13 protein-coding genes are annotated in these 14,757 nt (G+C 55.5%); 8 read left to right on the top strand and 5 right to left on the bottom strand.

The window, feature by feature from the left end; genetic code table 11:
• Nucleotides 1-8: 8 nt before the first annotated feature.
• Nucleotides 9-767, top strand: a complete 759-nt coding sequence (locus HALO_RS08995) for a TlyA family RNA methyltransferase (RefSeq protein WP_035583975.1) — start codon at nucleotides 9-11, stop codon at nucleotides 765-767.
• A 9-nt stretch (nucleotides 768-776) separates the two neighbouring features.
• Here HALO_RS08995 and mscK read toward each other — a convergent pair whose 3' ends face one another.
• Nucleotides 777-4,094: a mechanosensitive channel MscK gene (gene mscK / locus HALO_RS08990; RefSeq protein ID WP_035583977.1), complete on the bottom strand. Its 3,318-nt coding sequence runs from the start codon at nucleotides 4,092-4,094 to the stop codon at nucleotides 777-779.
• A gap of 199 nt (nucleotides 4,095-4,293) precedes the next feature.
• Here mscK and HALO_RS08985 point away from each other — a divergent pair, with 199 nt between their 5' ends.
• The 4 genes from HALO_RS08985 to HALO_RS08970 all read left to right on the top strand — a co-directional run bounded on the left by HALO_RS08985 (nucleotide 4,294) and on the right by HALO_RS08970 (nucleotide 6,438).
• A complete protein-coding gene (locus tag HALO_RS08985) occupies nucleotides 4,294-5,325 on the top strand; it encodes a phospholipase A (RefSeq protein ID WP_035585637.1) in 1,032 nt (343 codons plus the stop codon).
• Between the two features lie 90 nt (nucleotides 5,326-5,415).
• Nucleotides 5,416-5,748 (top strand): DUF883 family protein, encoded by a 333-nt coding sequence (locus tag HALO_RS08980; protein WP_050713348.1) that lies wholly within the window; start codon nucleotides 5,416-5,418, stop codon nucleotides 5,746-5,748.
• Nucleotides 5,748-6,152 (top strand): phage holin family protein, encoded by a 405-nt coding sequence (locus HALO_RS08975; RefSeq protein WP_035583981.1) that lies wholly within the window; start codon nucleotides 5,748-5,750, stop codon nucleotides 6,150-6,152. Before HALO_RS08980 ends, HALO_RS08975 begins: the two co-directional genes overlap by 1 nt.
• Nucleotides 6,127-6,438, top strand: a complete 312-nt coding sequence (locus HALO_RS08970) for a YqjK family protein (protein ID WP_035583983.1) — start codon at nucleotides 6,127-6,129, stop codon at nucleotides 6,436-6,438. Before HALO_RS08975 ends, HALO_RS08970 begins: the two co-directional genes overlap by 26 nt.
• Before the next feature lie 67 nt (nucleotides 6,439-6,505).
• Here the strand turns inward: HALO_RS08970 and HALO_RS08965 are convergent, their stop codons facing one another.
• Entirely contained in the window at nucleotides 6,506-7,690 is a 1,185-nt protein-coding gene (locus HALO_RS08965; protein ID WP_050713347.1) for an NAD(P)/FAD-dependent oxidoreductase, read from the bottom strand.
• A gap of 135 nt (nucleotides 7,691-7,825) precedes the next feature.
• On the opposite strand from HALO_RS08965, the gene HALO_RS08960 reads away from it, so the two are divergent.
• Nucleotides 7,826-8,908: an efflux RND transporter periplasmic adaptor subunit gene (locus tag HALO_RS08960; protein ID WP_035583987.1), complete on the top strand. Its 1,083-nt coding sequence runs from the start codon at nucleotides 7,826-7,828 to the stop codon at nucleotides 8,906-8,908.
• The gene (locus HALO_RS08955; RefSeq protein WP_050713346.1) at nucleotides 8,908-12,054 is read left to right on the top strand and encodes an efflux RND transporter permease subunit; all 3,147 of its coding nucleotides are present in this window, start codon (nucleotides 8,908-8,910) and stop codon (nucleotides 12,052-12,054) included. The genes HALO_RS08960 and HALO_RS08955 overlap by 1 nt, the downstream gene beginning before the upstream one ends.
• Before the next feature lie 94 nt (nucleotides 12,055-12,148).
• On the opposite strand, the gene HALO_RS08950 is transcribed toward HALO_RS08955, so the two are convergent.
• On the bottom strand, nucleotides 12,149-12,577 hold the full coding sequence (locus HALO_RS08950; RefSeq protein ID WP_035583991.1) for a DUF3617 domain-containing protein: 429 nt from the start codon (nucleotides 12,575-12,577) through the stop codon (nucleotides 12,149-12,151).
• Nucleotides 12,578-12,723: 146 nt separating this feature from the next.
• Here HALO_RS08950 and HALO_RS08945 point away from each other — a divergent pair, with 146 nt between their 5' ends.
• Nucleotides 12,724-12,933, top strand: coding sequence for a CPXCG motif-containing cysteine-rich protein (locus HALO_RS08945; RefSeq protein WP_035583993.1), 210 nt, complete (start codon nucleotides 12,724-12,726; stop codon nucleotides 12,931-12,933).
• 21 nt (nucleotides 12,934-12,954) lie between these two features.
• Here the strand turns inward: HALO_RS08945 and HALO_RS08940 are convergent, their stop codons facing one another.
• Complete coding sequence (locus HALO_RS08940) at nucleotides 12,955-13,785, bottom strand: ABC transporter permease subunit (RefSeq protein WP_050713345.1); 831 nt, start codon at nucleotides 13,783-13,785, stop codon at nucleotides 12,955-12,957.
• Between the two features lie 10 nt (nucleotides 13,786-13,795).
• The gene (locus HALO_RS08935; protein WP_035583997.1) at nucleotides 13,796-14,707 is read right to left on the bottom strand and encodes an ABC transporter permease subunit; all 912 of its coding nucleotides are present in this window, start codon (nucleotides 14,705-14,707) and stop codon (nucleotides 13,796-13,798) included.
• Nucleotides 14,708-14,757: the final 50 nt, after the last annotated feature.

Raw genomic sequence — 14,757 nt, 5'->3', positions numbered from 1 at the left:
CAACCACTATGATGCGACTCGATCAACTGTTGGTCAGCCAGGGGCTGGCCAACTCGCGTACCCGCGCCCAAAGACTTATTCGTCACGGGCGGATACGGCTTGCCGATAGTGGCAAGCCGTTAATCAAAGCGTCCGAGAAATGGCCCGAAGAGACCCGTTTTGAAGTAGAAGATGATCCCGAAGAGCGCTATGTCTCCCGGGCAGGATTGAAGTTAGAGGCGGTGCTCACTGCGCTTGAGTTGCGGTTTGACGGTTGCAGCGTGCTCGATATTGGCCAATCAACCGGCGGCTTCACCGACTGCGCGCTGCGTTTTGGCGCCCGCCACGTGATTGGCGTAGAAGTTGGCCATGGACAGCTTGCACCTGAGCTGCGCGGCGACCCACGCGTCACCTGCCTGGAAGGGTTAAATGCACGTTCAATGAGTAGCAGTGAAGCACTCAGTAGCGTGCTTTCCGTTCAGCCCATTGATAGCGCCATTATGGACGTTTCATTTATATCTCAAACGCTGATTTTGCCCGAAATTGCCGCCCTGCTACCACCTGAGGGGCAGTTGATTTCACTGGTTAAACCGCAGTTTGAGCTAACCCCCGGCGCCCTGGATAAACGTGGTGTGGTTCGCGACGCTAAGCGCTTTGCAGAGGTGGAAACCAACATTCGCAGCACCTGCGACGCCTGCGGACTCACCATTCGCCACTGGCAGGAGAGCCCGATTACCGGCGGTGACGGCAATCGAGAGTTTCTCCTGCACGCTGTAAAAGAGGTTTAAAAAAGAGGACTAAGTCGACGCAGGGGGCATCAGATGATTAGCGGACTGCACTTTGACCGCCTCCCCCTGATCAGGGTGTAGCCACACATCCATCTGTTCAAACGCCACGCGTACGCCCGCTTCACGAAACAGCGCATCTATCCGGCAGTTGATTTCATCGGCGGCAAACAGCCGATCGAGCAGATCGTTGACGAAAATACGCAGCTCGAAGTTAAGGCTGTGCTGCCCATAGCTTAAACAGAAAACCTGGGGTTCTGGGTCGGTTAGCACACGGGGGTTTTCATCCGCCACCTTACGTAATAGCTGGTGCACTTTGGCCATATCGGAGCCGTGTGCCACGCCGTAGGTCAGCACGACACGGGTGATATTATCCGACAGCGACCAGTTGATCAGTTGGTCGGTCACAAAGGTTTTATTGGGGATAATGATCTCTTTACGATCAAAGTCGGTGACGGTGGTCGCACGGATGCGTATACGGCTGACGGTACCGTGCAAATTACCGAGTGTGATGGTGTCGCCAATCCGAATTGGGCGCTCAAACAGAATGATCAAGCCCGATATAAAGTTGGCAAAAATCTCCTGCAGTCCAAACCCCAAGCCCACACTCAGGGCTGCCACCAGCCACTGCAGCTTGTCCCAGGAGACGCCCAGCGTCGAAAGCCCCATGACTATCCCCGTGCCCACAATGGTGTAGGAGAGCAGCGAGCTAATCGCATAGGCGCTACCCTGTTTCAATGACAGCCGCGATAGCACCATCACTTCCAACAGGCCGGGTAAATTGCCTGCCATAATAAACGTAATCGCGACAATCAGCAGGGCCGCAAAGATGTCGGAGATCGACAGCGCATTATCGACCAGTTCCCCATCCTGGGACTCCCATAACGATACGTTGTCCAAGTAGCCAAGCACCGAAATCAGGTCGGCCCACACCAAATAGAGCAGCGCGCTAAAGCCAATCAGCACAATCAGTTTAGAAAGCCGCAGCGACTGGCTGTTGATCTGCTCCATATCAAGGGGGGGCTCTTCTACTACTTCGAGCCCACCCTCCGCACCCTCTTGTACCTGAGCGCGACGGCGAGCCAATGCGCGGCGATAGGCGAGCCGTCGTGCGGCCACCGCAAGACTTCTTACCAAGGTGGCTTCCACCACAACCCATAGACCCAGCAAGTAAAGGGTAATCGCGAACCGCCCTACCAAGCGTAGCGCAGTGTATTCATAGCCCCAGACGACCAATCCCAGCAGCATCAGAGGCACCGACGCCATCGCCAGTCCCAGCAGCAAGCGAAACAGGCGCAAGCCAAAAATGGGGATATGTGCCAATATCAACTGCGCCAACCACCAGCTCATCGCCATCAAGCCAAACGACAACAGCCCCAAGGCGACAGGACGCAGGGCCAGCGCCGTTTCCATCTCTCCAGACATCGCCGCAATGGCAATCACCGGTATCAAGGCAATGCCCAACCCACCTAACAGTTGGCGTAAGCGGGCGTTGTACTGCGGCGACCAGGTAAAGTGGCGTTCGGCCACGCCATCGGTGACCAGCAGCCTGCGCAACCATGCGACGGCTGCCCAGCTAAGCGCTAACTGAAGCAGCGCCGGGGCAACGCTATTAGCTAACGACCCCGCCGCCCCAAGCAGCCCAACGCCAACACCGGCTAATGCCAGCGGGCCGGGGATCGCCAGCAGCGCATTCAGCAGCACCGCTTTGGGGGTATGCAGCTGGGTATCGCTTTTTAATCGGCCAATCTGCGAATGCAACTTGGCCAAACGCGCCTTAATTCGACCCCGTAAGCCAATCAATACCAGGCTTAACACCACCAGCGGCGCCCCTCTGAGCACTTCCCATGAGAATCCTTGCCAATGGGTGGGTAAAATGGTGCGCCACTCTCCTTCCTGCCACTCGAGCTTGAGGTTACGAGGTAACTGGCGCGCCCAGCTCAGATCCAGCGGGCGACTATTGGCGACCCAAAACAGCTGTTCATCAATGGTTTTACGCAGTTCGCTGGTCGTCGTTACTAGCTGCTGTTGATTGAGCTGCAGTTCAATCGCCGCACTCAATAAACTGCCATACGACTGCTCCAGTTGTTCGACCAGCTCACGCCGCGATTGGTAAAGCTGCGAAAGTGAATCCACTAGCCCAGGCGTTGCCTCTATACCCGCCTCGGCTAAGCGCGTGGCGGCATACTGCTCGCTTTGGCGCAGCTGGTCACGCTGGCGGACTAAATCAAACTGCTTTAAGCGCAGGTCGGCAATTTCGTCCTGCAAATCCCGTGGAGCTGGTAAGGGAGGCAGCGACTTGCGCTGTTCGCGCAGAATACGCGACAGCAGTTGGCTGCCGCGGATAGCCTCAATTTGTTCATTAAGGCTGCGCTGTAGCTGACGCACGTTCTCCAACTGCCGCTGGGCTTCAATATTTTCGCGCACAACACTGTTAGCGCGATCCGTCGCCCGCAATAGCTCCAGACTGAGTGTCTGGTTGGTTTGCTGCGCCTGCGCCACCACCGGATGCCCAGCGGCGATTAATGGGTTATCCCTGGCGGCATCGGCAATGGCTTGCTCCGAGGCCAACCGACGCTGCTGGTCAATCACCCCTTGCAACATCGTTAACTGCTGCTCTCGATAATCGACCTGCGCCATCAGCACATCGCGGCGCTCTTGGGCTAATTCTCGCAGCCGGCTATTAGCGCTTAGCTCACGCTGATAAAAGCTTATTTCGCGCTCGGCAAGCGCCCGTTCCAGACGCAGCTGGATAAGCCGTGCATCGCTCAGCGCAGAGAGCTGACGATCCGCCAGCAGTGCCTCGCGCTCATCGTGCTGTCGGCGCAAACTCTCCGCGCGCTGAAGGGTTTCCGCAATGGACTGCTGGGCACGCTCGGGCAGTGTTTGGGCGGCCAGCAGTTGCGAATTCACTTCCGCTAGCTGGCTTTGCAACTGCTGTAGCTCAACCACGGCGTTGGTTTGCAGCGTTTCCAGCTCGTCGAGGGGACGATCGCTCAAGTCGGAAACGGTTAGCTGCTGCGAGGCCTCTTCAGCTTCGCTCAACTCACGCTGCAGACGTACCAGCAGTTCAGGGGCCTGTTCTACGCGGGTGTCTAACGCCGCTAGGCGCTCATCCACGGAAGCCAGCCGCTCATAGGCGTCGAGCGCCGCTTCCAGGGTCTCCTTGTCGCTTACCTGCTGGTCAGTCAATGTTCCCTCAAGCGCTTCCAACTGAGCTAGCCTTGAGGACAGCTCTTCTTGCTCAGGCACCCGTTCAAGGAGGCTAGACTGGAGCGCAGCGTGGGCTGGATTAAAAGCGGCACTGCTAATCACCAGCAGCAGGAACAAACAGGTTATACTCCACCTAAAGGCGCATCTCACCACGTTACTTATGCCTCGTTGACATCGAAAGCTCCGCAGACACGGATAATAGGGTTATTGTCAGGCGTTCTGATAGCCAGCGCAATCAGAGCTGTTGACTTCTGCAGGCGGCGTGATAGAAACAAGCATGGCATTTGCCTATTCACTCATTTTGCGAGTCACCTTGATGGTCACCCGAAAACTGCCGTTGACGAAACTCATTGTTCTGCTCAGCCTTGCTACCTTTAGTGCCAATGCCCTCGCCGAGTCTCAACAAGAGATTGAGGCGCGTATCCGTGCCCTCAATGCCGAGCTGTATGATCTGCATCAGCAGTTGCAGCAGATAGAAAATCCCGAAGAAGCTGCAATAGGCTTACCATTTGAACAGTTGCCTGAAGAGGCTGCACGGGAAGACTTAAGCGAGCGCCGTGAACTTGAGCAGGAGTCAAGCCGGAACCCGTTTTCAATCACCACCCACCGCACTAACTACCTGTTCCCAGTTAGTTACAATGCCAACCAAAACCGTGAAAGCTTTCGCACCGTGGCTAACGGCACCCCAGCAGATAGCGTGGAGTTGAAATTCCAGTTCAGCGCCAAGGTTAATCTCGCCGAGCAGGTGTTTGGCAACTACGGTGATGTCTACTTTGGCTACACCCAGCGTAGCTGGTGGCAGGCTTATAATACCGATGCCTCGTCGCCCTTTCGGGAAACCAACTACGAGCCTGAAATATTCATCGACTTTGATAATGCCTGGGAGGCGCTTGGCTGGGTAAATACCCGCAACCGGGTATCCCTTAACCACCAGTCTAATGGTCGCTCGGATCCGCTCTCACGTAGCTGGAACCGGGTGTATCTTGAAAGCACCTTTCAACGCGGCGATTGGGCGTTCACGCTGGCMCCGCATTGGCGTATACCCGAATCATCAGAGGATGACGACAACCCGGATATCGAACGCTACATGGGTTACGGCGATATTCGACTCGCCAAACGCCTTAACAACAACCATGAAGTGAGTGGTCAATTACGTGGCAACCCTAGTGCTGGCAATATAGGCACCCAGATTGACTACAGCTGGCCAGCATTCAACAGCTTGCGGGCGCATGTACAGTACTACTACGGATATGGTGAAAGCATGATCGATTATGATCATCGCGTGCACCGTTTAAGCCTTGGGTTTAGTTTAAATCCCTTATTTAGTGCCACAGGGCTGAACCGTTAGGCGCATTTGCTTGTCTGTTAGTGCGTGGCTGCTATGCTTATAAATGTAGGAGCTAACAGTCCAATCATTCATTCGTCAAAGGAAGACTCCATGGCTAAACGTCAACCCACTTACTCTACTCAAGCCGATCAACTCAAAGATGATCTGCGCCACTTGAGTGAAACCGTTGAAGAGCTGGTCAATGCGACCGCTAAAGACGCCAGCGGAGAGATGAACGATTTGCGCACCCGCGCTGAGCGCCGTTTGAAAGACACGCGTGCGCGTCTTGAAGCTCGCGGCGAGCGTATTTATGACGAAACCCGCGATTCATTGACCCACMAAGCCGATGCATGTGATCGCTACGTGCATGACAATCCCTGGACAAGCATTGGCATTGGTGCCGCAGCAGGTTTGGTTGTGGGTATGCTGCTCGGTCGTCGCTAATGGCTTTGGGTCCCACCCAACGCGTCTTCTCTGCCGCCAAACGCTTACTGAAATCGCTGATTGCTAATAGCGAAACCCGCCTGCGTTTGGCGGTGTTTGAGTTAGAAGAGGAGCGTGCGCGCTTACTGGTACTACTGCTTCTCGCAGGAGCAAGCTTACTGCTGCTCTTGTTGGGTATTGCCACACTGACGGCATTGGTAGTGGTGCTGTTCTGGGATACCTATCGCTTAACCGCCATTGCGATCAGTGCAGGTGTGTTGATAGGCGCCAGTTTGCTACTCGCGGTTATCGCCATCCGCCAGTCTAAGCGTCACTCGCTTTTAAAAGAAACACTCAAACAGCTTGCCGCTGATCGAGCACTGCTTGAGGAGCCAAGTGATGAAACCATCCGCAGACACCGCTAAACCGCCAACCAAACCTTTAAGCCGCGCTGAGCGCAAAGCGCTGCTGCTAGCCGAATTAGAGCAGCAGCGCGTGGATATTTTGGTGGATAGCGACTATTTGCAGCAGGCAGCCTCGCCGCTAGACCAAAGCTGGCAAAGCTTTAAACTGCCGCTCTACGCCGTCGGCGGCTTTGCTGCTTATAAGCTAGCACGCCACCCTGGTGGTGCTATGGCAGCAGGCCGAAAAGCGCTTGCGGGCTACATGCTATTCAAAAAGCTTAAGTTATTAGCCAAAGTGGCTACTTAAGTTAAAGCTTTTTTGTACTGGGCTTTTTTGTACTGGGCTAGGATGTACGTAAAACGCATTTCCTAGCCTAGCAGGCTTGCCCACAAGCGACGCCACTCGCCCACGCCCACTGAAAGTTATACCCGCCTAGCTCTCCCGTCACATCCAATACCTCTCCAATAAAGCGCAGTTGCGGCAGGCCTTTAACTTCAAAGGTCTTGGATGATAGCGCCTCGGTATTGACCCCGCCCATGGTCACCTCTGCGGTGCGCCAACCTTCGGTGCCCGCTGGCTTCAGTTGCCAGGCGTTGAGCCTTCCTGCCCACTCATCCAGCGCTGTGTTGGCATACTGGGCCAGTGGTCGCGCCGGGTCACTGTCGGGGTACCACTCCAACAGCGCTTGCGCCAAGCGTTTCGGGAAGCGTTCGCCAAGCCAGGTAGAGAGTTGGCGCTTTGGGGTCTCTTGGCGCGCTTCGCGCAGTGACTCCGCCACGTTCTCACCGGGCAGCAGATCAATGTTAATCGCCTCCCCTGGCTGCCAAACGCKGGATATCTGCAGCATCGCAGGCCCAGACAAGCCACGGTGGGTAAATAGCATGGGCTCTACAAAGCGGCGACTGCCTGCGCTAACGGCCACTGGCACGCTGACGCCTGATAGCTCTGCTGCGCGTGCCTTCCAAGTATCGCTCAGCGTGAACGGCACCAGCCCCGGGCGGGTATCGAATACTTCCAAGCCAAATTGACGGGCTATATCGTAACCCAATCCCGTCGCCCCCATGCTCGGAATGGAAAGCCCGCCGCTCGCCACGACCACCACACCCGCATCAATGTTACCTATCGAAGTGGTTAGCCGCATGGCACCGCCCTGCTGCTCCACGCGAGTAATCTGTGTGCTGAGTTTTATATCAGCCCCTGCCCATTCGCACTCGGTCAGTAGCGTGCGGACGATCTCTTTGGCCGAGGTTGCACAGAATAGCTGCCCTGGGGTTTTCTCCACATGTTCAACGCCATGGCGCTCAACCAACTCGACAAAGTGCTCAGGCCGGTAGCGCTTGAGCGCCGAAATACAAAAGTGAGGGTTTGACGAGTAAAAGTGCTGCGGCGTCGTGCCAAGATGGGTAAAGTTGCAACGGCCACCCCCAGACATCAGAATTTTCTTGCCCGCTTTGTTAGCATGATCAAGCACTAACACCCGCTTGCCGGTATAACCCGCTTGCGCCGCGCACATTAAGCCCGCGGCGCCAGCACCGATGATGACAACGTCATAGATCATAGTGGACAGCTCATAATGGGGGCGACTCTCGCTGTAAAAAGCAGGCATTCTAACAGGGTCAGTCTTAAAAATTATTATATGATCGAATTCCTCTATACAATAACTGTATAAATAATATCTAACGCTGAGAAGACTATGCTTTTGCCCCTTCGCCGACGACGGCTGCTGCGACTCGCGCTTGTACCTTTCATCCTGCTGCTATCCGCCGTGGCGTTTGCTCAAACGGCGCCGTCAGTCATCGGCACACGGGCGGTCATGACCACTTGGTCGGATCCACTGGAAGCCTTAGGCACACTTAGCGCGGATGAAAGTGTCACGCTATCCGCCACCGTCACCGATATTGTTGCCGAGATCAATTTTCGTGATGGAGAGCTGGTCGAAGAGGGTCGGCTGCTTATTCGCTTAGAAGACGCGGAAGAGCAGGCGCAACTCAGGGCCTCCCAGGCACTTCGCGAAGAGCGCCTCAACGCGTCAAATCGTGCTTCGCAGCTGCAAGATCGCAACCTTGCGGCTCGCGCCGATGTAGAAGATAGTCGATCACGACTGCGTCAGGCAGACGCCGATATTCAAGCAATTGAAGCGGAGCTATCCAATTATCGGATAGAGGCGCCTTTCAGCGGCCGCGTTGGKTTTCGCACTATCAGTATCGGCGCTCTGGTCACTCCAGGAATGGACTTGGTGACGCTAGATAAGCTGGATGTTATGCAGCTCGATTTCAGCGTCCCCGAGGTGTTTCTGGGCCGCCTCTCGCCAGGTTTGATGCTCAATGCCACCACTGCGGCCTACCCTGACGACCTCTTTAGCGGCGAAATTGCCACCATCGGTACGCGTGTAGACCCGGTAAAACGCAGCGTAAGCGTTCGTGCGGAGCTCGATAATGCTGATGGTCGCTTGCGTCCTGGTATGTTGATGGAAGTGATCGTTCAGCAACGCGTCCGCGACACCATTGTGATCCCTGAAGCGGCCATTGAGCCTAGCGGTGATCGGCATTTCGTTATGCTGATAGAACAGCAAGATGGCACTACCCGCCTAGCCCAGCGTGAAGTCAGGATTGGCGAGCGGCGCAATGGCGAGGTGGAAATTCTCGAAGGGTTAGCCCAGGACGATTTAATTGTCTTTCATGGCCTACAGCTTGCCCGCGATGGGCAAGAGGCGAGGTTAATCGGGATCGCCGATGACGAGACAGGTATACGCGCGCTGCTGGAGGCCGACCGCTAATGCGCTTATCGGATATCTCTGTTCAGCGCCCCGTCCTCGCGATGGTGATCGCAGCGCTCATTATTGCCTTTGGTCTTCTAGCGCTCAATCGCCTGCCGCTGCAAGAGTACCCCACCATCGACCCACCCGTGGTCACCATCGACACCCGCTACCCCGGCGCCTCAGCCAGCGTTGTCGAAACACGCATTACTCAAGTGTTAGAAGACCGTATTGCGGGCGTTGAAGGCATTGAGCTGATCACCTCGGAAAGCGAAGATGGCCGCTCTCAGATTGAGATCGAATTTAGCATTGATATGGATATTAATGCCGCCGCCAACGATATTCGCGACCGCATTTCTGGCGCGCTGCGCAACCTGCCCGACGACGCCGACAACCCCGAGGTCACCAAAGCCGATAGCAGCGAAGAGATCGTCGTGTGGCTCAGCCTTTCCGGTGAAGACTACTCGATCACCGAGCTGACCGACTATGCTAACCGCTTTCTAGTCGACAGCCTTTCCGTTCAGCCAGGAGTGGCAAGGGTGCGTGTCGGCGGCGGCAGCGACTACGCTATGCGCGTGTGGCTAGACCGCAACGCCCTAGCCGCACGTGAGCTCACCGTCAGCGATATCGAAGATGCACTACGGGCCGAGAACGTTGAACTGCCTGCGGGCTCGATTGAATCTGAAGATCGTCAGTTTATTGTGCGCCTACCCCGCAGCTTTGCCAGCGCCGAAGATTTTCAGCGCCTTGCTCTCAATTCTCCCCGCAATGCCTCCCTCAATCAGGGCGAAAATGGCTACCTGGTACGCCTTGCTGATGTGGCCAGGGTAGAAGTGGGCGCGGTAGAGGATCGCTCAGTGTTCCGCTCCAACGGCATCCCCATGGTTGGGCTGGGGATGATCATGCAGTCCACGGCTAATGTGATCGAACTTTCCGAAGCGGTGCAGGGGGAGCTTGAACGCCTGCAGGGCACGCTGCCAGAAGGCATGTCATTGAGCCTGAATTACGACGCCTCGCTATTTGTCTCAGGCGCCATTGAGCAGGTGGTCATGACGCTGTTTATCGCCATGGGGCTGGTCGTGGTGGTGATCTTTATGTTTTTAGGTAATTTGCGCACCACCCTGGTCCCAGCGGTGACCGTACCGATCGCCGTCATCGGCGCCTTTACCGCTTTGGCAGCAATGAATTTTTCGATCAACCTGCTGACGCTGCTAGCACTGGTGCTGGCAATCGGCCTGATTGTCGATGACGCCATCGTGGTACTTGAAAACATTAACCGGCGTATGCACGACTACGGCGAAACGCCGCTCGTCGCCGCCTTCCGCGGCACTCGCCAAATCGCCTTTGCCGTGATTGCGACCACCCTGGTGTTAGTGGCGGTTTTCGTGCCACTCAGTATGTTGCAAGGCGATATTGGTCGGCTATTTTCCGAGTTCGCGCTGACCATGGCCGCCGCGGTGGTGGTCTCTACCCTGCTGGCGCTGACGCTGACGCCGATGATGGCGTCTAAAATTCTTAAACCGGGCATGCACGACAGCCGGATTGGCAAAGCGGTGCAGTGGCTGCTCAGCGGCACCCAGCGCCGCTATCAGGCGGTGTTAGAGTGGATGCTCAAAATGCGCTGGCTGGTGGTGGCCGCGTTTGCATTGCTGATTGCCGCCACCGCCTGGCTGGCCACGGTGCTGCCCAACGAATACACCCCCCAGGAGGACCGCGGCAATTTTATTGTGCTAGTCAATGGCCCTGAAGGCGCCACCTTCGACTACATGATGGACTATATGGATGAGATCGAAGCGCGAATGACGCCGCTAGTAGAAAGCGGCGAGCTGGAGCGCGTAGTCGTTCGCGCCCCACGTGGCTACGGCAACATCGAGAATTTTAATAGCGGCTTTATTATCGTCAATATGGCCGACTGGGGCAGCCGACGCAGCGCCTGGGAGATTATGGCCGAGGTACGCCAAAGCCTTAGTTCACTGCCAGGTGTGCAGGCTTTCCCGGTGATGCGCCAAGGGTTTGGTCAACGAACAGAGAAGCCAGTGCAGTTTGTCCTGGGCGGCGGTAGTTACGAAGAAATTGCCCAGTGGCGCGACACCTTGATGAATCATGTGCGCGAAAMCAACCCCCGCTTAATGGCACTAGAGAGCAACTACAACGAAACCCAGCCGCAGCTGAGGGTAGATATTGACTACGAGCGGGCGGCGTCGCTAGGCGTTACCGTGACCGAGATCGGTAGGACGCTGGAAGTCCTATTAGGTGGCCGTAATGTCACTCGCTATGTGGATGACGGTGAAGAGTACGATGTGATCTTGGAAGGCGATCGCGGCAGCCAAAACAGCCCAAGGACGCTAGATAACATACAGGTCCGCTCTGCGCGCACAGGTGAACTGATTCCCCTGGCAAGCTTGGTTTCCCTCTCAGACTTTGCGGGTGCCAGCACCTTAAACCGCTTTGACCGCATTCGCGCCATCACTATTGAGGCTAACTTGGCGGATGGCTACCCCCTCGGCGAAGCCTTGGCCTACTTGGAGCAGAGCGCCGCGGAGCTACTGCCGGAAGAAGCGCAAACCAATGTGGCAGGGGCTTCACGGGATTTCCAGCAGGCCAGCGGCGCCACCGCTTTCCTGCTGATACTTGGCGCGCTAGTGGTCTTTTTGGTACTAGCAGCGCAGTTTGAGAGTCTGATTCACCCCTTTGTGATCATGCTCACAGTGCCGCTAGCGATGAGCGGTGCCCTGCTTGCGCTACTGCTTAGCGGTCAGTCACTGAATATCTATAGCCAGGTAGGCCTAGTCCTGCTGATTGGCCTGGCAGCTAAAAACGGCATTCTGATCGTCGAGTTTGCCAACCAATTGCGCGATGAAGGTAAAGCGTTTCGAGCGGCGCTGATTGAAGCCTCTGTGACACGTTTAAGACCCATTTTAATGACCGCAGTGACGACCATGGCCGGCGCCATTCCATTGATTGTCTCGACCGGCCCCGGGGCTGAGTCGCGCCTGGTCATCGGCACCGTGATTATGGCGGGGGTAGGCTCGGCAACGCTGTTTACGCTGTTTGTCGTACCCGTCGCTTACGACTTGCTGGCACGCCACACCGGTTCACCAGGAGCGGTGAAACGACAGTTAGAGGAGGAAATAGCTAACGCGCCGGGGGGAACATCCGACAATTAAAAACAGCAAACCAAAAGGGCGCCCCAGAGGGGCACCCTTTTGATAAGCTACCGGTTAGTTATGAACTAACGAGATATTAACTAAAAGGCAGCGATTACTCACACTCGCCAAGATACTCGCCTTCGATCACGGTATTCATGCTTAGCTCACCCATGGGTGACTGGGTCAGGATATCGACGTTACCTTCAATGCGCTCACCCATAAAACGCATTTCGCCATCAATAGTCGCCTCACCACCCTCAGCGCGGCACACCATGCTGTAGCTTAGGCCATCCTCGTTCATGTCCTGGTCAAGCAACTCACAGCCTTCTTCTTCCTCAATGAAACCGAATTCGGCATCATCAAGTTCTTCCTGGCTAATACACTGGCGCTCGGTTTCGGTTTGATCCGGAATTTCCATTTCACCACTGACACTGGTTTTGCTAACAAACTCCCACTCACCAGCGGTCACATTAGGGGTTTCAGCCAACGCGACCATCGGAAAGGCCACTAGGGCCGCTACTGCCATGTTACGTAACATCATCGCTACTCTCACTGCGTTGCTTTAGGAATTTAGAGCCTAGGTATCCTACCTGATTCAATCCCACGATGCCCTACCCAACGACCACACTGCTACACTGAACGAATAACAAGCTTATTCAGCGCACCCGCTATACAAGGTAGCCAACAATGCAAGACGACGCTCTGGTCAATTATGACTTTCACTGCCCCTACTGCGATTCGCCGCTGACCTTCCTGATCGATACGTCCCAGGGCAGTCACGATACCTGGGAAGATTGCCACCAGTGCTGCGCGCCCATCCAGTTGCAAATTGTTGTCTCACCCGTCACCGGCGAACTCGACAGCGTCGTTGCCGGACGCGACGATGACGTTCTCTAGCCTTGAATGTAACGTCTTGTATTAAACGTCTCGCAAGGCAGCCTTGCGCTTGGTTTCGTTGCGGCGCATAAAAAMCCACGCCAATAACGTCGCCAGGGATACGGTCAAAATAATTAGCGTGGCCAGCGCATTAATCTTCGGTGACACCCCCATCCGCACCGACGAGAACACCACCAKGGGCAGCGTATTCGCCCCAGGACCCGAGACAAAGCTGGCAATCACCAGGTCGTCGAGGGAGAGCGTAAACGCGAGTAGCCAGCCCGCCGCCAACGCGGGAGTAATAATCGGCAGCGTAATGGAGAAGAAGGTTTTAAGTGGCGGCGAGCCTAAATCCATAGCGGCCTCTTCAATTGAATGATCCACTTCCCGCAGCCTTGCGGCCACCACCACCGCCACGTAGGCACTACAAAAGGTGGTGTGCGCAATCCAGATGGTCGCCATCCCCCTGTCTGCAGGCCAGCCAGTAATTTGCGCCATCTGCACAAATAGCAGCAGTAACGAAAGCCCCGTAATAACTTCGGGCATGACCAGCGGCGCCGTCACCATGCTAGAGAGGGCTGTTTTGCCTCGAAAGTGTCCGTAGCGGGTCATCACAAAAGCGGCCACGGTACCCAAGCAAACCGCCATGCTGGCCGCAAAAAAGGCGATGCGCAGGCTCGTCCATACCGCCGATAAAATCTGCTGGTCGCGAAACAGTTCGCCGTACCACTGAGTGGAAAACCCTGCCCACACCGTGACCAACTTTGAAGCATTAAACGAATACACCACCAGCACAAACATCGGCAGATAGAGGAACAGCAGGCCAAGCACCAGCATAGTTGTGGAGAAATTAATCCGCAGCACTCTACTCATGTTGCCAGCCTCACTCTTCAAGTTCGCGGGATTGATAGCGGTGGAACCAGACAATCGGTACCAGTAACAGCAGCAGCATTACCATGGCCAGCGCCGACGCCACCGGCCAATCGCGGTTGAGGAAGAACTCCTCCCACAACACTTTGCCAATCATTAATGTATCCGGGCCACCAAGCAGTTCAGGAATCACGAACTCCCCCACCGCTGGGATAAACACCAGCATCGACCCCGCCACGATACCTCCTGTAGAGAGCGGCAAAGTGACCTTTAAAAACGTATTGAGCTTGCGCGAGCCAAGGTCTGCAGCAGCCTCAAGCAGCGAGTTATCCATCCGGGTCAGGTGGGCATACAGTGGCAACACCATAAACGGCAAGTAGGCATAAACAATGCCAATGGTGACCGCGAACTGGGTATTCATCATGCGCAGCGGCGAATCGATCAGACCCAGCCCAATCAAGAGGTTGTTGATTAAGCCGCTATTACTGAGAATTCCCATCCAGGCGTAGACACGAATCAAAAACGACGTCCACGACGGCAACATCACCAGCAGCAGTAACAGCAGTTGCCAGCGCGCCGGTGCCCGCGCCATGGCATAGGCCATCGGGTAACCCAGCAGCAAACAGGCCAGCGTGGCCATAAACGCCGTCTTCACCGAGCCCCAGTAGGCGGCGATATACAGCGAGTCCGACAGCAGAAAGAGGTAATTGCCTAAATTAAAAAAGACATGCAACGTCTGATCGGCGTACTCAAGCAGCGGCCCATAAGGCGGAATGGCAATCGCGGCCTCGGACAGGCTGATTTTGAGTACTAGTGCAAAAGGCAGCAAGAAAAATAGTGTTAGCCACACTAATGGAAACGCTATCACTGCCCTTCGCCCCAATTGCCAGCGTTTGAGTAATGCTGAAACACGAGATGGCATCATTTAAGGCAGTCTCCTCCCAGAAAGTAACTCAGTGGTAAGAAGTCCAGTCA

Origin of the sequence: Halomonas sp. R57-5 (genome assembly GCF_900070345.1) — a bacterium.
Taxonomy (GTDB): domain Bacteria; phylum Pseudomonadota; class Gammaproteobacteria; order Pseudomonadales; family Halomonadaceae; genus Vreelandella; species Vreelandella ventosae_B.
Note: the sequence above shows the minus strand (reverse complement) of the source record. Positions and strands in the feature narration are given on the sequence as shown.